Annotated in this window: 15 protein-coding genes and 2 tRNA genes; 9 read left to right on the plus strand and 8 right to left on the minus strand. The window is 62.1% G+C overall.

Annotated features, from left to right (window positions below):
• Positions 1-102: 102 nt before the first annotated feature.
• The 5 genes from AB1555_03540 to rplT all read left to right on the plus strand — a co-directional run bounded on the left by AB1555_03540 (position 103) and on the right by rplT (position 3,356).
• Positions 103-177, plus strand: a tRNA-Val gene (locus AB1555_03540).
• Between the two features lie 65 nt (positions 178-242).
• On the plus strand, positions 243-2,180 hold the full coding sequence (thrS, locus tag AB1555_03545) for a threonine--tRNA ligase (protein ID MEW6245767.1): 1,938 nt from the start codon (positions 243-245) through the stop codon (positions 2,178-2,180).
• Positions 2,181-2,196: 16 nt separating this feature from the next.
• A complete protein-coding gene (infC, locus tag AB1555_03550) occupies positions 2,197-2,706 on the plus strand; it encodes a translation initiation factor IF-3 (protein ID MEW6245768.1) in 510 nt (169 codons plus the stop codon).
• Positions 2,707-2,733: 27 nt separating this feature from the next.
• Positions 2,734-2,937, plus strand: coding sequence for a 50S ribosomal protein L35 (rpmI, locus tag AB1555_03555; GenBank protein ID MEW6245769.1), 204 nt, complete (start codon positions 2,734-2,736; stop codon positions 2,935-2,937).
• Positions 2,938-2,987: 50 nt separating this feature from the next.
• Positions 2,988-3,356 carry a 50S ribosomal protein L20 gene (gene rplT, locus AB1555_03560; GenBank protein MEW6245770.1) on the plus strand — a complete coding sequence of 123 codons (369 nt, stop codon included), beginning with the start codon at positions 2,988-2,990 and terminating at the stop codon, positions 3,354-3,356.
• Positions 3,357-3,433: 77 nt separating this feature from the next.
• Here the strand turns inward: rplT and pheT are convergent, their stop codons facing one another.
• From pheT to fmt, 5 genes are all read right to left on the minus strand, one after another.
• Positions 3,434-5,155 (minus strand): phenylalanine--tRNA ligase subunit beta, encoded by a 1,722-nt coding sequence (gene pheT, locus AB1555_03565; protein MEW6245771.1) that lies wholly within the window; start codon positions 5,153-5,155, stop codon positions 3,434-3,436.
• 81 nt (positions 5,156-5,236) lie between these two features.
• Positions 5,237-6,811 carry a phenylalanine--tRNA ligase subunit alpha gene (locus AB1555_03570; protein ID MEW6245772.1) on the minus strand — a complete coding sequence of 525 codons (1,575 nt, stop codon included), beginning with the start codon at positions 6,809-6,811 and terminating at the stop codon, positions 5,237-5,239.
• 10 nt (positions 6,812-6,821) lie between these two features.
• The gene (rpe, locus tag AB1555_03575; GenBank protein MEW6245773.1) at positions 6,822-7,532 is read right to left on the minus strand and encodes a ribulose-phosphate 3-epimerase; all 711 of its coding nucleotides are present in this window, start codon (positions 7,530-7,532) and stop codon (positions 6,822-6,824) included.
• Entirely contained in the window at positions 7,529-8,983 is a 1,455-nt protein-coding gene (rsmB, locus tag AB1555_03580) for a 16S rRNA (cytosine(967)-C(5))-methyltransferase RsmB (GenBank protein MEW6245774.1), read from the minus strand. Before rsmB ends, rpe begins: the two co-directional genes overlap by 4 nt.
• A gap of 22 nt (positions 8,984-9,005) precedes the next feature.
• A complete protein-coding gene (fmt, locus tag AB1555_03585; GenBank protein ID MEW6245775.1) occupies positions 9,006-9,959 on the minus strand; it encodes a methionyl-tRNA formyltransferase in 954 nt (317 codons plus the stop codon).
• Positions 9,960-10,054: 95 nt separating this feature from the next.
• On the opposite strand from fmt, the gene AB1555_03590 reads away from it, so the two are divergent.
• The 3 genes from AB1555_03590 (at position 10,055) to AB1555_03600 (ending at position 12,672) form a co-directional block, all read left to right on the plus strand.
• Positions 10,055-10,131: transfer RNA gene (locus AB1555_03590), tRNA-Met, on the plus strand.
• Positions 10,132-10,903: 772 nt separating this feature from the next.
• Positions 10,904-11,281 carry a hypothetical protein gene (locus AB1555_03595; GenBank protein ID MEW6245776.1) on the plus strand — a complete coding sequence of 126 codons (378 nt, stop codon included), beginning with the start codon at positions 10,904-10,906 and terminating at the stop codon, positions 11,279-11,281.
• A 443-nt stretch (positions 11,282-11,724) separates the two neighbouring features.
• Positions 11,725-12,672 (plus strand): GGDEF domain-containing response regulator, encoded by a 948-nt coding sequence (locus AB1555_03600; protein MEW6245777.1) that lies wholly within the window; start codon positions 11,725-11,727, stop codon positions 12,670-12,672.
• 22 nt (positions 12,673-12,694) lie between these two features.
• Here AB1555_03600 and AB1555_03605 read toward each other — a convergent pair whose 3' ends face one another.
• Positions 12,695-13,546 carry a right-handed parallel beta-helix repeat-containing protein gene (locus AB1555_03605; GenBank protein ID MEW6245778.1) on the minus strand — a complete coding sequence of 284 codons (852 nt, stop codon included), beginning with the start codon at positions 13,544-13,546 and terminating at the stop codon, positions 12,695-12,697.
• A 347-nt stretch (positions 13,547-13,893) separates the two neighbouring features.
• Here AB1555_03605 and ybgF point away from each other — a divergent pair, with 347 nt between their 5' ends.
• A complete protein-coding gene (ybgF, locus tag AB1555_03610) occupies positions 13,894-14,388 on the plus strand; it encodes a tol-pal system protein YbgF (protein ID MEW6245779.1) in 495 nt (164 codons plus the stop codon).
• Positions 14,389-14,420: 32 nt separating this feature from the next.
• Here the strand turns inward: ybgF and AB1555_03615 are convergent, their stop codons facing one another.
• Both AB1555_03615 and AB1555_03620 read right to left on the minus strand, forming a co-directional pair.
• On the minus strand, positions 14,421-14,945 hold the full coding sequence (locus tag AB1555_03615; GenBank protein ID MEW6245780.1) for a DUF2726 domain-containing protein: 525 nt from the start codon (positions 14,943-14,945) through the stop codon (positions 14,421-14,423).
• 4 nt (positions 14,946-14,949) lie between these two features.
• A complete protein-coding gene (locus AB1555_03620) occupies positions 14,950-16,140 on the minus strand; it encodes an anhydro-N-acetylmuramic acid kinase (protein ID MEW6245781.1) in 1,191 nt (396 codons plus the stop codon).
• Between the last annotated feature and the right edge of the window lie 7 nt (positions 16,141-16,147).

The raw sequence follows: 16,147 nt of genomic DNA on the forward strand, positions 1-16,147 counted from the left end.
GAAGAAGAAACGGCGCCCACCGGACTCCGGGGGCCGCCTTTTCTGCTTTGGTTTCCTTGACAGTCCAGGTCTGGCTATATTAGCATGCCGCCCTTGGACGATAGGCGCGTAGCTCAGGGGGAGAGCGCTACCTTGACACGGTAGAGGTCGACGGTTCAAGACCGTCCGCGCCTACCATCCGACGGATGGCATCCGGCCACAAGGTGCGGTCGGGGTGCCTTTCTTGTTTCTGGGGACAGGCAATGGCTTCGCGTTCGATTTGCGTCACTCTGCGGGACGGCACCAAAAAAGAAGTCCCGGCCGGCTGTACCATAGGGGAAGCCCTGGTTCGCGCCGGTGTGCCCCTGGGACCGGATATTCTGGCGGCGAAAGTCAACGGCCAACCGGTCGATTTGGATCGAATTCTCGCCGAGGACGCGACGATCGAGCCTCTTACCTTTGACTCTCCCGAAGGGAGAGAGGTCTATCGTCACAGCAGCACCCATATCATGGCCCAGGCGGTAAAAGAAGTCTTTCCGAGCGCGCAATTGACGATCGGTCCGGCCATCGAAGACGGCTTCTATTATGACTTCGCCTTCGAACGCCCGTTCACGCCGGAGGACTTGGAAAAGATTGAAGCCCGGGCGCTGGAGATCATCAAGGCCGATAAGCCCTTCAAGCGGATGGAAATGCCGAAGCAGCAGGCCATTCGGTTTTTCCGCGAGCGGGGCGAGCAGTACAAAGCCGAAATGATCGAGGGATTCGAGGACCAAGCCGTCTCGTTGTACAGCCAGGGAGAGTTCATCGATCTGTGTCGAGGACCGCACCTGCCGTCAACCGGCCGAGTCGGGGCGCTGAAGGTGCTCTCCAGCGCCGGAGCCTACTGGCGCGGGGACGAACGGAATCCGATGCTGCAGCGCATCTACGGCACGTCCTTTCCCACTCAGGCAGAGCTGGACGCGTATTTGGCTCGACTCGAAGAGATCAAGCGCCGGGACCATCGCAAGCTCGGCAGAGAGCTCGGCCTGATCACCATCCAGGATGAAATTGGGCCGGGCCTCGTGCTCTGGCACCCCAAGGGCGCGCTGATTCGCCTGCTGATCGAGAATTTCTGGCGGGAACAGCACCTGCGGAACGGGTACGAGTTGGTCTACTCGCCGCATGTCGCGCGGTTGGATCTTTGGCGGACGAGCGGACACGTCGACTACTACCGCGACAACATGTTCGCACCGATGAAGGTCGAGGGCAGCGAGTATCAGCTCAAACCGATGAACTGCCCGTTCCATATCATGATCTACAAGTCTCACCTGCGCAGCTACAGGGACCTGCCGATCCGCTACGGAGAATTGGGCACGGTCTATCGGTACGAGCGGACCGGCGTGCTGCATGGACTGCTGCGCGTGCGGGGATTCACGCAGGACGACGCGCACCTGTTCTGCCGCCCGGACCAGATCGAGGTGGAGGTCGGTCGGGTGTTGGACTTCACATTTTTCATGTTGCGGACCTTCGGGTTTTCGGCGTTCGAGGTCTATCTTTCGACCAGACCGGAGAAGGCCGTGGGATCCGAGGAAAAGTGGGCGCAGGCCACCGCCGCGCTGGAAGCGGCGCTCAAAGGGCGGGGAGTGGCTTACCGGATCGATCCGGGGGAAGGAGTGTTTTACGGGCCTAAGATCGATATCAAGATCAAGGACGCTCTCGGCCGATCTTGGCAATGCTCCACGATCCAAGTGGACTTCAACAACCCCGAGCGATTCCAGTTGGTCTATACGGGCGAAGACGGCAAGCCTCACCAGCCGATCATGATTCATCGAGCACTGATGGGCTCCATCGAACGCTTTTTCGGCATTCTGATCGAACATTACGCCGGGGCGTTTCCGGTCTGGCTGGCTCCCGTGCAGGCGATCGTTCTGTCGATTACCGACAAGCACCGCGAGTACGCCGTCGGCGTGCTGAACCAGTTGAGGGCCGCCGGCTATCGGGCGGAGGCGGACTTGCGGAACGAGAAGGTGGGATTCAAGATCCGCGAAGCGGAGAAGGCGAAGATTCCGTACATGCTCGTCGTGGGTGACCGGGAAATGCAGAGCGGCACGGTGTCGGTCCGCGGCCGAACCGGGTCGAACCTCGGAAGCATGAGCGTCGCCGCCGTGCTCGATCTGCTTCGAGGCGAGGCGGCTCAACCCGGGCAGATGATCACAACCTGATTAAGAGAGGTGGCCTATCGTACCTAAGCTTCGCGTCAATAGGGAGATCAGGGTCCGAGAAGTTCGGGTGATCGGGCCGGACGGTGAACAATTGGGCATCATGCCCACGCCGGACGCCTTCAGGCAGGCTCAAGAGATGGGATACGATCTGGTGGAGGTGGCGCCGACTTCACAGCCGCCGGTCTGCCGGATCATGGATTACGGGAAGTACAAGTATGAATTGAGCAAGAAGGAACACCAGAGCCGCCGCCATCAGAAATCCACCCAGGTCAAAGAGATCAAGCTCAGACCGCGAACCGACAAGCACGATTTGGAGATCAAGATTCGTCAGATCAAGGGCTTCCTGGCCGAAGGCAATAAGACCAAAGTCACCCTGACGTTCCGGGGCCGCGAAATGGCGAATCAAGAGATGGGACGGGCCGTGATCAACACGGTGATCGAACGGTTGGCGGATTCGGGAACCATCGAGTACGCGCCGCGCATGGAAGGCCGCAGTCTCATCATGATCGTTGCGCCGAAGAGTTGAGACGGACGCTCGAAAGGGATAAACACCATGGCCACGCAGAAACTGAAGACTCATTCGGGAGCCAGCAAGCGTTTCAGTCGCAGCGGCACCGGCAAAGTGATGAGGAGAAAATCAGGGCGGCGCCATTTGCTGACCGGCAAGGCTCGCGACCGCAAACGACGCTTGAAGAGCGTGACGACGATCGAGAATGCTGCGGCACGCACGGCGAGCCGGCTTCTCCCCTATACCTGACGGAGGGCTTCACGGGATTCACCTGAAATCGACTGAAAGGAGCGTAGGCGATGCCCCGCGCAAAAGGCGGACCAAAGACCAGGCAGCGACGAAAGAAGAGACTGAAGTTAGCGAAAGGCCAATACGGCGCCAAGAGCCGCTTGTTCCGCACGGCGACGGAATCGGTGGACAAGGGGCAGGTGTACGCCTATGTCGGCCGAAGAAAACGAAAGCGGGACTTCCGCAAGCTCTGGATCGCGCGCATTAGCGCCGCAACGCGCCTCCAAGGGTTGACGTACAGCCGCTTCATGAACGCGCTTCGCAAAGCCAATATCTTCCTGGATCGCAAGGTGCTTTCCGACATGGCGATCAAGGATCCGGCGGGCTTTGAGAAGTTGGTCGGGGTGGCCAAACAGCAAGCTGCGGTGGTGGGCGCCTGAACGAGCGGTCCTTCCTCGCTGTCGGTTGTTCGACGGCTCGGAAAGTCCCGCCCGGGATCGCCGACGGCGAGCGAACGTTACTCCTCTCTTCCTGCCAATCGATTCACTTCCAGCTCGAACGCCACCGCGGGGACGCTCACTTGCCAGCGCTCCAGCACTTCGGGATGGAGCTCCCCGACCAGCCCCAGCGCCTGTCCCCCCGATACGATCCGACCGGCCCGGCCCTCCAGGAACGACGGATGGCTCAAAGGTTCCAAGGCGTAGGGCCGGTCGAGATAGAACAGCAGCAAATCCAGGCAGGAGTGGATTTCTGAGAAGTTCGCTCCGGCATGGGCGATGAGGGCCCCAAGCGCCACCAGCGTGCGCGAGCCCGTCTCCTGCTTCTGGTCGGGCACCACGCTTTCACCGACTTCGAACAGCCGATGCGGGTAGAAGGCGCGGCTGGAAGCGGCCTCGACGCGGAGCAGCGAAGGTGTGATCCACTGCCGCAGGCAGGCAAAACTCTGCGACATCACGTTCTCCACCTCGACGACCTTGTCCCATTCGGTGCCGCTCAGGCGCATGTTCGCGCACAGTTCCTGACGGGAGGCCATGATATTCGAGATGATTTCCTGAAATCCCATTCCGATCATGAGGTCCCGCACCCTGTCGGATGCCTGTTCCAGACGGGACAGACCTCCCACGGTAAACCGAGAGGGCATCACCGGCGCAAACACGTCATAGCCCCTGCTGATCGCCACATCTTCGACCACATCCACGGCGTGCATCAGGTCATGGCGATAGGGGGGAAGCCGCACCACGACCCTGTCCCGCGCCCTCGAGATCCTGTAGCCGTAGGCCTCCAGGACCTGGCCGATTTCCTGCGCGCCCAGCGGCTGCCCGAGCGCCGCTTCGATCGCCCTCACTTGAATTGTTCGGGCTTTACCGAAATCTCTGGGTGTCGTGATGGTCTTGCCTAGAGGTGTCTTGTACGGATACGTCACTTCGACCGGCTTGATCACGGCGCCGCGATCGGCCAGATTGACGGCGAGAATGTTCAGCGTCAGCACCACCATCAACAGGTCGGTTCCCGTCACCTCAACGAACAGCTCGCGGTCCCCGACCTGGACTTCGCCGATCTCCCTGCTGTTGATGATGGGTGGGAAGGACAGAACTTGCCCCGTGGCGTCCCGAAGCAGCGGGACCCGATCGTGGCCGGCCAGGATCGCTCCGTATTCCAATCCCTTGGGATGGACGAGCAGGATTTCCCCGAGGGTCATCTTGGATTCCAGCCCCAACGGGGTAAAGCTCACATCCTCCGGCTTCACAAGATCATACATGACGGGAAAGACGATGCGAGGAAGTCGATAGAGGCCGATCGAGACCGTCCGTCGTTTGCGTCCGAAAATATCCGCGAGTTTTTCCTGGGTTTGGATCAACTGGGCCAAGCCTTCGTCGGTGACCTCATAGCCGCTGGCCGTACAGGCCGCGACAAAGGGACGGACTGACTCCAGGCCGGACGAGACGATAAGGCGATGCGTGGGTTGCCGGGTCGGGGAGAAGCATGAATAGGTCGGCGCGCGGCCGAGGAGCTTGATTCTGATCTGGCGGGCAATTCCTTCGCAACACCACAGGTCAGGCCTGTTGCTGTCCTGCAACTCGATCCGTAGCTCGCCCGTCTCGGCGTTCTGGCCCTTCAACTCGCCCTTCACCAAGGGCAGCCAGGCCTCCAGTTGTTCCGTCGTGATGGGTCGGCGGGTTTTGCCCGGCCCGGCGATCAACTGTTCAAGGTCCTGACGGTCGATGGAGATCGTCGGCATATTCTTGTGCGATAGGTCATTTGGCTTTTCTGGTTCGTTTGGTTGGGAACCAGATGAACCAGACCAACCAGACGAACCGTTTCAAAACTTTCCCCGTGTCGTCCTGATGAGCTCCAAATCGGCGGTGAATAGATCGCGGATGTCGTGGATACCCAGCGCGACCATGGCCATGCGGTCGAGGCCCAAGCCCCAGGCGATCACCGGCACCGTGACGCCCAATGGCAGGGTGACTTCCGGCCGAAGCAGGCCGGCGCCGCCCAATTCCATCCACCCCAAACGTGGGTGCCGGACATGCAGCTCGACCGACGGTTCGGTGAAGGGGAAGTACGCCGGCAGGAATTTGCTCTCTTTCGCCTGCGCGACTTCCCGGGCAAAGAGGTCGAGCAGGCCGAGCAAGGTACGGAAATTGATATCCTCACCCAACACGATTCCTTCTACTTGGAAAAAGTCGGTGGCGTGCGTCGCGTCGACCGCATCGTACCGAAAACAGCGGGCGATCGAAAAATATTTGCCCGGGACGGAGGGGTTGGAAGCCAGCGTTCTGGCGGATACGGCGGTTCCTTGGCTCCGGAGAACCAGCCGCAGCGTGCGCTCCATGTCGAATCGATATCCCCACCCGGTCGACCCGGTTTTGCCCCCGGACTCATGGGTCGCCGCCACCCGAGCCCGAAGCCTTCGGTCCTGCGGATCGTCCGAACGGGCATGGGTCGGTTCCTTGACAAAATAGACATCATGGATGTCCCGAGCCGGATGGAACTGCGGCATGAACAGGGCGTCCATGTTCCAAAATTCAGTCTCGACCAGCGGGCCGCGCATCTCCTGGAAACCCATGCTGACGAGTTTGTTCTTGACCAAATCGAGAAACTCCCGGTACGGATGCCGCTTGCCGGCGGCGACCCGGGGGGGCCGCAGACTGATGGTATATTTTCTGAACCGCTTGGTGCGCCAAGCCCCGTCTTTCAGCAACTCGGGCGTCAATTGCGAGACCTCCTCCACCGCGCCCTGCCGCGCGATCAGTCCGGCGGCCTGCTCGCCCGCCGGGGTCAGGCGGTACGATCTGGCCACGCGCTCGTCGATCCGGAACGGCTCGCGGGCGTTGCCGCGCTTCACGGCATGCTGTTGGATGACCCGGCGCAAGGCGTCCGGAAACGCGTCGAGCTCGCGGGAGGCCCCCCGTAATTGCTGCAGTATTGTCCGCAGCGCTTCCGCGGTCGGACTGGGCCGGCCGGTGGCCTCGATGCAGCCGCCCTGGACGATCAACACGGCTCCTTCTTTTTTCAGGCAGCCGATCGCACCGCTGATCTCGCTCGGCTCCAACCCTTCCCGTGATTGAATATCCTGAATCGTCAGCCGCCTGCCGCTCTCGGCGGCGTCGCGGGCAGCCGAAAGGATGTGCTCGATGGGAGCGGAGTGCTCGAAGTAGTGCTCGCCGATTTTCGTGAGCGAGACCACCGGCGTGACCGTTTCCGACTCGACGACGATCAGGTTCTTGGTCAGCAGCCATTCGATGGCCATACTTAATTGCGACGCGTCAAGCCCGGTCGCCTGCGCGATCTGTTCGATCCGCAGGACCGACCCGCTCGGCTGCTGCCCGAACGCCGTGAGGACCCTGATTTCGAGCGGATGCAGGCTGTCGATCAGAGAGGAGATATCCACCAGGCCTCGCTTACCGGTGCACCGACACAGTCTGTGGGTTTCGCGGGAGAGACGCGGAGTGCCCGGCGGCGCGCAACGCGGCGATGACGGCCCCATAGTCGTTGGCGGTGAAGATGGCCGACCCGGACACGAGAATGTCCGCGCCGGCCTGAATGATCTGACCTGCATTGTCCGGTTTCACCCCGCCGTCGACTTCCAGCGCCGCCGGGCTCTTCACGCGATCGATGAGCTGCCGGGCTTGCGCGATCTTCTGCAGCGAGGAAGGGATGAATTGCTGCCCGCCGAAACCGGGGTTCACCGACATGATCAGGATCAGATCGGCGTCGCGAGCGATCTCTTCCAATAGACCGATCGGGGTCGCCGGATTCACGGAGACGCCGGCCTTCACACCGCGTTCCTTGATCGACTGGACGGTGCGATGAAGATGCGGACAGGTCTCGACATGGACGGTCAGGTAATCGGCCCCTGCTTCGGCGAATTCCGCAACGAATGCGTCCGGATTGGTCATCATGAGATGGACGTCGAGCGGGAGTTTCGTCACTTTCCGCAGCGCCTCCACAATAGGGGGGCCGACCGTCAGGTTGGGGACGAAGTGTCCGTCCATCACGTCGATGTGGAGCAGATCGGCGCCGCCTCGCTCGACGCGCGCGATTTCATCGCCCAGCCGGGCGAAGTCTGCCGAAAGAATAGACGGTGCGATACGGATCGGATGACGACTCATGAGGCGACTCTCCGCAGACGGGCGGCAAAGAAGACGTCCATGGAATGCTCGTTGAACATCGTGGAGAAATCTCCCCGGCTGGTCAACAGCGGGAGGCCGGTTGGGGGCACCCATGGCCCCACGCCTTCACGTCGAAACTCGGCGCGGGCTTCGCAGAACTGCTCGACGACCTGTTCGTTTTCTTCCGGTTCGGTCGAACACGTACTATAGACCAACACCCCGCCGGGCCGCAAGAGAGCGCTGACCGCTTCCAGGATTTCGCGTTGCAACCTTTGGTGCCGTTGAAGCGCCGCGGTCTGCTTCCGCCATCTCCCCTCCGGATGGCGCCGCAAGACACCGAGCCCGCTGCACGGGACATCCAGCATGATACGGTCGAATGGCGCGTTGAACGGCAGCCTCCGAGCGTCTCCTCCATGTCCCCGCTTCCCGGCCGTCAAGGTGAGTTCTCTGGCATCGGCCACGAGCGGCCGGACGATCGACACGCCCAGGCGTCGACAATTGTCTTCCATTCTGCGGACCCGCTGCGGACTCCGGTCCACGGCCACGATTTCGCCTTGATCCCGCATCAGGGCGGCCAGATGGGTGGTTTTTCCGCCGGGCGCGGCGCAGGCGTCAAGCACGCGTTCGCCCGGTTGCGGGTCGAGCAACAACGGAATCAATTGGCCGGCCTCGTCCTCGACATAAAACGCTCCGTCGCAGAATCCTGGCAACTCCGTGACTGAGCCACACTTCTCGAGCACGATCCCGACGGGGCTGACGGCGGTCGCGCGGGCGTCGACCCCGGCTTGAGCGAGCCGCTCGATCAGCGCTTCCCGACTCGCGCGCAGGGTATTGGCGCGGATGGTGAGCGGGGGGATATCGCTCACGGCGCGGCACAGCCGTTCGGCTTGGATCGGGCCGAACCGCTCCAGCCAGCGCTGGATCAACCACTCCGGGCAGGAATACTGGACGGCCAGCGCGGCGACCGGCGCGGCCGCCGGGTCGGGCCAGGCGGGCTCCGGAGTACGGAGCAGGGTTCGCAAGACGGCGTTGACGAATCCGCTCCAATCGCGACCGAGCTTCGCGCGGAACGGCTTCACGATCTGCACGGATTCGTGGACCGCCGCGGAATCGGGGATTTTATCCAGATAGAGCAGTTGATAGGCGCCGAGGCGCAGCGCCGTCTTCACGACGACGGGGAGCCGTTCGATCGGACGATCCATGACCTGCGCCAATCGCCAATCGATCGTACCTCGCCGGCGGAGCACGCCGTAGATGAGCTCGGTGGCCAAAGCCCGTTCGCGAGAGCCCGGGCGGACTTGCCGAAGCGCATCGCTCAGGGCTTCATCCGCCGGGGTCTCCCTCCGCTCCGTCTCGATAAGCGCGTGGAGCGCGATCGATCTGGCGCTCGGCTGGGAACGAGAGTGAGGAAGTCGCGACGATCCATAGCCGAGATCGGATTTCGCCTTCATGCGTTCCGTATCGACGGTCCTCTCAGCGTTCAGCTTTCGGACCTGCCCCTAGCACCTGCCCCGGCGAGAGTTGATGGCCGGCGAGGAATTGGGCTGCGGTCATGCGCCGGCTGCTGGCCGGCTGGATTTCCGTGATGGAGAGCAGTCCATCTCCCGTCGCGACCAGGATGGCCTCCTTCGTGAGCCCGATGATCGTACCGGGAAGGGCCTTGTCGGTCTGTCCGTCCTTGGCGGTGGCTTTCCAGATCTTCCATAGATCTTCGCCAGCGAACGTGTAGGCTCCTGGCCAGGGAGCCAGGCCGCGGATACGATTGGCAATTTCGACGGCAGGGCGGGTCCAGTCGATCAACCCATCTTCTTTCTTCAGCAACGGAGCCAGCGTCGCTTGGGCGTGATCCTGCGGACGAGGCGCCAGCGTTCCGGCTTTCAATCGACGCAACGTCTCCACCAAAAGCCTGCCGCCGACTTGGGCCAGCTTGGCGGAGAGCGTGCCGGCCGTATCGTCAGGCTCGATAGGCACCGTCTCCTGCAAGAGGATCGCGCCGGTATCCATGCCTTCATCCATCAACATCGTCGTGATACCGGTCTCTCGCTCGCCGTTGATGATGGCCCACTGGATCGGCCCGGCGCCGCGATACTTCGGGAGCAGCGAGGCATGAACGTTGATGCAGCCCTTCGAGGGGAGGTTCAGAATCGCCGGCGGGAGGATCCTGCCGAAGGCGGCCACGGCGATCAGATCCGGCTGCCAGTTTTTCAACGCATCGAGAAATGCCGGGTCCTTCATCTTGACGGGTTGGAGCACCGGCAGGCCTTCGCGTTGGCACACCAGTTTGACGGGCGACGGCGTGAGCGCGCGGCCCCGGCCCTTGGGTCGATCGGGCTGAGTAACGACGCCGACCACCGTGTCTTCGGATTTCAGCAGCGCCTCCAGCGATGGAACGGCAAACTCCGGCGTGCCCATGAACACGATACGCATGGCGAGCCTTTAACACGGCATCGGAGGGAAATCAACCCGACTTGGCCGCGCAGGCCTTGCCTTGACTTCACCGGGACCGCTTGTTAGTATCCGCCCGCGGGGTGGAGCAGTCTGGTAGCTCGTTGGGCTCATAACCCAAAGGTCGAAGGTTCAAATCCTTCCCCCGCAACCAGCTTTCCCTCCGAATTGTCTCGCCCTGCCGGGACCGCCGGTCGGGCCTTTTTGTCAGTCCTCTCATTTTCTCACCACGCGCTCAGTTCACACCGCAAAAACAGAAAACCAGGAAAACTAGCCCGCATTATTCATGACGGTTCGTCGCGTTCCACCCGTTGCGATGAAAGAGCAACGGGTACCCGGGAGTCGCGTCGCGAGACGGGCAAGCGCAGCCGCGAAGGAGGGAAGCATACTTGAAACGGTATGTTGACCGACTGAAAGGCGAGCACGCCCGCCAACAGGCTTGTCGCAGCAGCGAATCTGCGTTTGCAGCAGAAGCGTTCGTGAATAATGCGGGCTAGACATCGAAGACATGAGACGCCTGCTCTGAGGATCACACGATCCACAAGTTCTCTTGGCAGACGGCGACAGGCGAGTCCGTTGAGTACAGGAGAGAACGAGAAGAGGAGAAAGTTCTGCGGACCGTCTTCGAAACTCGAAAAAATAAAGAAACCCACAAAGGGCTGTTGACTTCGGAGGCCCAGACACGATATCTAGTGCACAGTTGCCAACCGGACACGTCGGATGTGGCACACGTCCGAAACCACTCATTGGCCCCGTTCCCATCATCGCAGAAAGGAGGTGACGACGCTTGTGGTTACAGGGCAGGGTATGTCCGCATCCGGTGCGAGACCGGACAGACCGTTCGGATTTTAAGCGGTCGTCGTGTTCAGGTCAAAGGCGCAGCGGATTCAATCGTGGTTCATTAACTTTTCTTTGGAGAGGTGACAATGGAAGACCTGGTGATCGAGGAAGAAGGCACGTCATCCGCACTCAAAATTACACTGGGCGACTTTCTGATTTTCATCAACTGGATGAACCAGACTGAGAAGGCCTTGGAGCGCGGAGAGGCGCTTCCGCCGATGCCGGAGCTGGATTCGGGAAAAGTGAAAGGCTGGATTCAACTGGTGCAGCGTCTCGAGGACCGGTTCCGGCGGAGCGAAGAGAAAAAACTGGCGCTGGAGGCCAATGTCATCGCGCAAGAAGCGCAGCTCGGGCAGTTGCTCGCGCATCTGCACGCCAACATCGCCTCGTTGTACGAGAACCTCGGGCAAGCGGAAAAAGCCCAAGAAGTCCGGAGGAGAGCGGAGGCGCTGCACTGCAGCTAAGCCCGGGGCCGGCCAGTCCGTGCGTCTCCCGGCAGCGAGATCTGCCCGGTGTGCCTCTATTGCCCGGTCAGGTTTCAGCCGGGAGCGCGCACGCGTTCTTGATGTATTGAGAGCTCCGGGTGGATCGCCGGAGTGGGGCGTTTCTCTCTGTCATCTGATCTTGCAGGTGTAGAGAGAGGGTCGAGAACCTCCTTGCTTTCTTCTCTCCGTCTCCGCGTCACCTCCAAAGCGGGTGCGCTTTCCAGTCGGACATCTCGATCACCCGTTCGCGCAGTCGCGCGGCGGAATCAATTTGCCAATTTGCTTGGTGGCAGAGGAGCTCGCAGTATACTGATTACCGTATCAATGAATTCTGACCGGTAGCCACCGCAGTGGAGGCTTCGGCGACCGTCGCGGGAGACAGAGCATCCGTGAGCGCGCCGGTGCCTCCGAGAGGGCCAGCTATGGTCAGGGTGCTGCTGATCGAAGACAACCCGGTCGACGCCCAGCTTACACAGGATATTCTTGCGGAATGGGCTGCCGATCGATTTGACCTGACGCGTGTCGGGACCCTCGGTGAAGGGCTGGCACGCCTGGCGCGCGACCGATTCGACGCCGTCCTGCTCGATCTCTCCCTTCCGGATGCGCAGGGACTCAACACCGTGACCCAGGTTCTGGCGACCAGCCCCGGCATTCCGATCGTCGTGCTCACCGGCTATGACGATCAGGAACTCGCGCTTCAAGCCGTTCAACAAGGCGCCCAGGATTACCTTGTCAAGGGTCAGGCGCAGGCCGATTTGCTGTCGCGGGCGATCCGTTATGCGATTGAGCGGAAACGAACAGAGGAGCGGCTGACCTACCTCGCGCAATACGATCAGTTGACCGGCCTGGTCAATCGCACGCTCTTCAGGGACCGGCTTCTCCTGGCTCTGGCGCGGAGCAAGCGTAAACAGCAACCGTTGGGGTTGATGTTGTTGGATCTGGATCGGTTCAAAGCCGTGAATGACACGTGTGGCCATGATGCGGGCGACCAGTTGCTCAAAGCCGTCGCAGATCGGTTCAGGGGTTGCGTGCGCGAGGTAGACACGGTCGCCCGGATGGGCGGAGACGAATTCGCCATGATTCTGGAGGGAGTCTCCGGCGAGCAGGATATCGTGACGGTCGCCCAGCGCATTGTGCAGGCCATCAGCGAGCCGTTTTTGATCGACGGGCAGCCTCAGTCCGTCGGTGTCAGCATCGGGATCACCGTCTATCCCCAGGATGACCGGAGCGTTGACGAACTGCTGAAGCACGCGGACGCCGCCATGTACCGCGCGAAGCAGCGGGGCGGCAACACCTTCCAGTTTCACCCGATCGACGAGAGCCGCCCCTTCACCGTCTCCTCTTCCCAAGGCCGGCGACCGCAAGCCTGATTACGCGGGCGCCGAAACCGACCTACCGACCGATCTCGGCCAGGGGTTTATCGGTTACGAAGAGTGCGCCACGCGGGTTGGGTTCCAGCACATTGGAAGCGAGCAGGTGGTCACCCGTCGGGGTCGGCCGACACTCCGGCGTCATCACCAACCCCCAATGCTGATTGTCTCGACAGGTGTTGTTGAGGACGAGGGCCTCGGCATGATGAAACAGGAGAATGCCGCTCAGCATGTTCTCCCGGCAGAGGTTGCGGACGAAGTCGGGACGGGTGCCGGGATCCCGAACCGCCAGGCCGAAATGGTGATTGTCGAAGCACCGGTTGTGCGCCACGCGAGGGCAGGCTCCGGCGAACACAAACACCCCGGATTCGCGGTTCCGGCACACTTCGTTGTCGAGGAAGACCGGCCGGCAGTTGGGACCGTAGATGACCACGCCCGAGAGAATGCCCTCGGTCGCGCGGCATTGGGTGATCGTGCAGGACGAGTCGAGAATGTTCATCGCCGCATTCTGATCGCTGCCGACATAACGGAACGTGATCCCACTGATCCGGCCTGAGGGGACGCGCTGCAGATACAGCGGGCCCCCGCGACGACTGAAAATGTGCACAAGGTCGCGCCCCGCCCCGATCAGCCATATAGGACGGTCGGCGATGAAGAGCTTGTCTTCATAGGTGCCCGGACGGACGAAGACTTGATCCTGTGGTCCGGCCTCCTTGAGGGCCTCGCTGGGCCTCTTATAGGCGCGGGGGCCCTGGGCGTCCACGATGAGGGTTCTTCCGCCGGCGGGATTCGGAGGAGGATCGTGCAGGACAAACCCTTCTGCGCCCGATGAAGGCTGCCCGTGCTCCTGGTGGCTCGGCTGCGTCGGTTCCAAGGCCTGAACCGTGGAGAGAAGCCTCTCGCACGCGCGATTTCGCGTCAACGGAACGAGCGGGCATTATTTCGGCCACCTCTGACGAAGTCAAGCGCGGGCGCATGCCGGCGTGAGTCCCCGACGGCTTCAGGAGACACAGGCGTACAATTCTGTCGAGCGGTGTCGGGAAAGGTCGGATCCTTTTTCCCGTGTCCTTCTTACCCATGGGCCGACGCCTCCTTTCCGCCCCGTTTCCGACCTGTTTTGCGCCGATGACGACAGAGTCCGGTCAAGCCAGATGGGCATGCGGCTTGCGTCCGTGAGGCGGTGCCCGAGCGGTCGGTCAGCCGACGGGCGGGGTGGAAGCCATGATGACATCGGTCCGATGGATGATGCTGACGGTGCTCTTGTTAGCGGGGACGTCGATCGATCACCCGCTGCAGGCCGCCCCGGCACAAACGCAGGATGCATCGCGTCGCCTCTATGATCGCGTGATGGAAGAATTCCGTCGCAAAGACTACGAAGCGGCGCTGGCGGGTTTCCGGCTGTTCTTGGAACTGCATGGGCAATCGGCTCTGGCGGCCAATGCGCATTTTTGGATCGGGGAATGTCAATTCCGGTTGGGTCGATATAAAGACGCGCTCGCGTCTTTTTACAACGTGGTGTCGTACTATCCGCTGAGTGCGAAGCTGGCTTCGGCCACCTGGCGAATCGGCCTGGCCCACGCCAAGCTCGGCGATCACGAGAAGGCGAGGCTGATGTACGAACGCGTGGTGAACGACTTCCCCGACAGCGCCGAAGCGGAGTGGGCGCGCAAGGCGCTCGAGACCGTTGCGGCCAAGGACGACGCCTTGCAGGAATGATCCCGCAAGCGGTGGGTCGCCATCTTCTTCCGCTATTCGGGCGGATCCAATCCCAGCAGATTCGACAAGACGGGCACGGCATATGCTTTCTGTGTTTTGAGCCGGATCAACGCGATGCCGGCGGCCTGCAGCACCTGCTCCACCAACCGATCCCGTTCCCGTCGTTGCGGTGACGACAACGGCTCATCGAGCTCCACGACTTTCACCACGGTCCTTGTCCCCGGGTGGACCAACACGAAATCCAGCCGCTTGAGCACAAGCTTGCCCAACACGGCGGAGCGGGCTTTTCGATCCTCGCCCTTGATCTCGACCAGAGACCACAGGGGCACCTGAGCGAAGACCAAAAACCGATCCTGGACCGCCAGGCGGATCAGGTTGTACAGGAACGCTTCCGCCTCGGTCAGCAGCGGCTGCGCCACAAACGAGACCCCCGACGGAATGGTAAACGCAGCGGTCTGGACACGGCCGGTCCGGCGGACGACCCAGGCGCGCCAGATGAGGCCGAACACAACCACTGCGCCGACACCGATAAGGAGAGCCTCCGCGTGGGCCTTCACGTTGTTATCGCTTTCTGCGTTCTCGGCGGACGCCCGTCATCCAGTCTGGAGCCCCGGGAACGATCGCGCCGAGCAGCACCGGATGGGTCGCGCCGGTGACGGCCGGGAGGTTGGCACACTCACCGGCCATCGTCTGATAGGCCAATAGGGCGAACGCGACCGCTTCGAACGCCTTGCTGTCCCAGCCCAGATCGTGAAACGTCTTCACCGGAATCGGATCGAACGCCGACGCAAGATAGGTCATCAACGTTCGATTGCGCACGCCGCCGCCGCCGGCGACGACTTCGTCCACCGCGCCGCGCAGCCACCGCCGCGCGCCGCCGACGGCTTGCGCGGTCCACATGGCGCAGGTGGCGAGCAAGTCCGCAGGCGAGAGTTGCCGCGCCCGCCGGACGGTCAGGAGCCTGGCCACGACCGGTTCGCCGAACTCTTCCCGACCGGTGGACTTGGGCGGTCGTCGCTGAAGAAACGGGTGGGCCATGAGTTCGTTCAACAGTCGGGGGTCCACGCGGCCCTTGGCCGCAAGCCTCCCGCCATAGTCCATCGTCGATCGTCCCTTCGTCAGCCGCTGAATGAGACCGTCCAGCACCATATTGCCCGGGCCGGTGTCGAACGCGCGGACCGAGTTCAGAGGCCCTCCGCGCGGGAGGTAGGTGACGTTGCTAATGCCGCCGAGATTGACGATCAGGCGGGACCGGCGGGGATGCCGAAGCAGCAGATAGTGGGCGTAGGGCGTCAGCGGGGCGCCTTCGCCGCCGGCGGCGAGATCGCGCGACCGGAAGTCGGCGATGGTCGTGACGCCGGTCCGTTCCGCGATGACGGCCGGGGCCGCGATTTGCAGCGTGGACCGCACCAGGCCGATTCCCGGTTCCCGGACCCCTCTCGGCAGATGGTGAACGGTCTGGCCGTGGGATCCGATCAAGTGAATGTCGCCCGGCCTGAGGCCGGCTTGCAGGATGACGCCCAAGGCGGCCTCCGCGAACAGCTCGCCCAGCAAGGCGTTCAGGTGACAGATCTCCGCGACGGTGCCGGACGTCGAGGCCTCCATGATTCGACGCTGCAGCGACGGCGGATAGGGATGCGGCCGAAAGGCGAGCGGCTTCACGCGAAGGGCGGTCCCCCGGCCCTGGATTCGGACCAGCGCGGCATCCACTCCGTCGCCGGATGTGCCGGACATCAAGCCGATGACGTTCATTGTCGAG

It is taken from the genome of Nitrospirota bacterium (assembly GCA_040755395.1).
In the GTDB taxonomy this organism is placed as follows: domain Bacteria; phylum Nitrospirota; class Nitrospiria; order Nitrospirales; family Nitrospiraceae; genus DATLZU01.

Bases quoted from the DNA above. Each gene is read 5' to 3' on its own strand.
- thrS (MEW6245767.1), top strand. From the start codon at position 243: ATGGCTTCGCGTTCGATTTGCGTCACTCTGCGGGACGGCACCAAAAAA.
- rpmI (MEW6245769.1), top strand. From the start codon at position 2,734: ATGGCCACGCAGAAACTGAAGACTCATTCGGGAGCCAGCAAGCGTTTC.
- rplT (MEW6245770.1), top strand. From the start codon at position 2,988: ATGCCCCGCGCAAAAGGCGGACCAAAGACCAGGCAGCGACGAAAGAAG.
- pheT (MEW6245771.1), bottom strand. From the start codon at position 5,155: ATGCCGACGATCTCCATCGACCGTCAGGACCTTGAACAGTTGATCGCC.
- rpe (MEW6245773.1), bottom strand. From the start codon at position 7,532: ATGAGTCGTCATCCGATCCGTATCGCACCGTCTATTCTTTCGGCAGAC.
- rsmB (MEW6245774.1), bottom strand. From the start codon at position 8,983: ATGAAGGCGAAATCCGATCTCGGCTATGGATCGTCGCGACTTCCTCAC.
- fmt (MEW6245775.1), bottom strand. From the start codon at position 9,959: ATGCGTATCGTGTTCATGGGCACGCCGGAGTTTGCCGTTCCATCGCTG.
- AB1555_03595 (MEW6245776.1), top strand. From the start codon at position 10,904: ATGGAAGACCTGGTGATCGAGGAAGAAGGCACGTCATCCGCACTCAAA.
- AB1555_03600 (MEW6245777.1), top strand. From the start codon at position 11,725: ATGGTCAGGGTGCTGCTGATCGAAGACAACCCGGTCGACGCCCAGCTT.
- ybgF (MEW6245779.1), top strand. From the start codon at position 13,894: ATGATGACATCGGTCCGATGGATGATGCTGACGGTGCTCTTGTTAGCG.
- AB1555_03620 (MEW6245781.1), bottom strand. From the start codon at position 16,140: ATGAACGTCATCGGCTTGATGTCCGGCACATCCGGCGACGGAGTGGAT.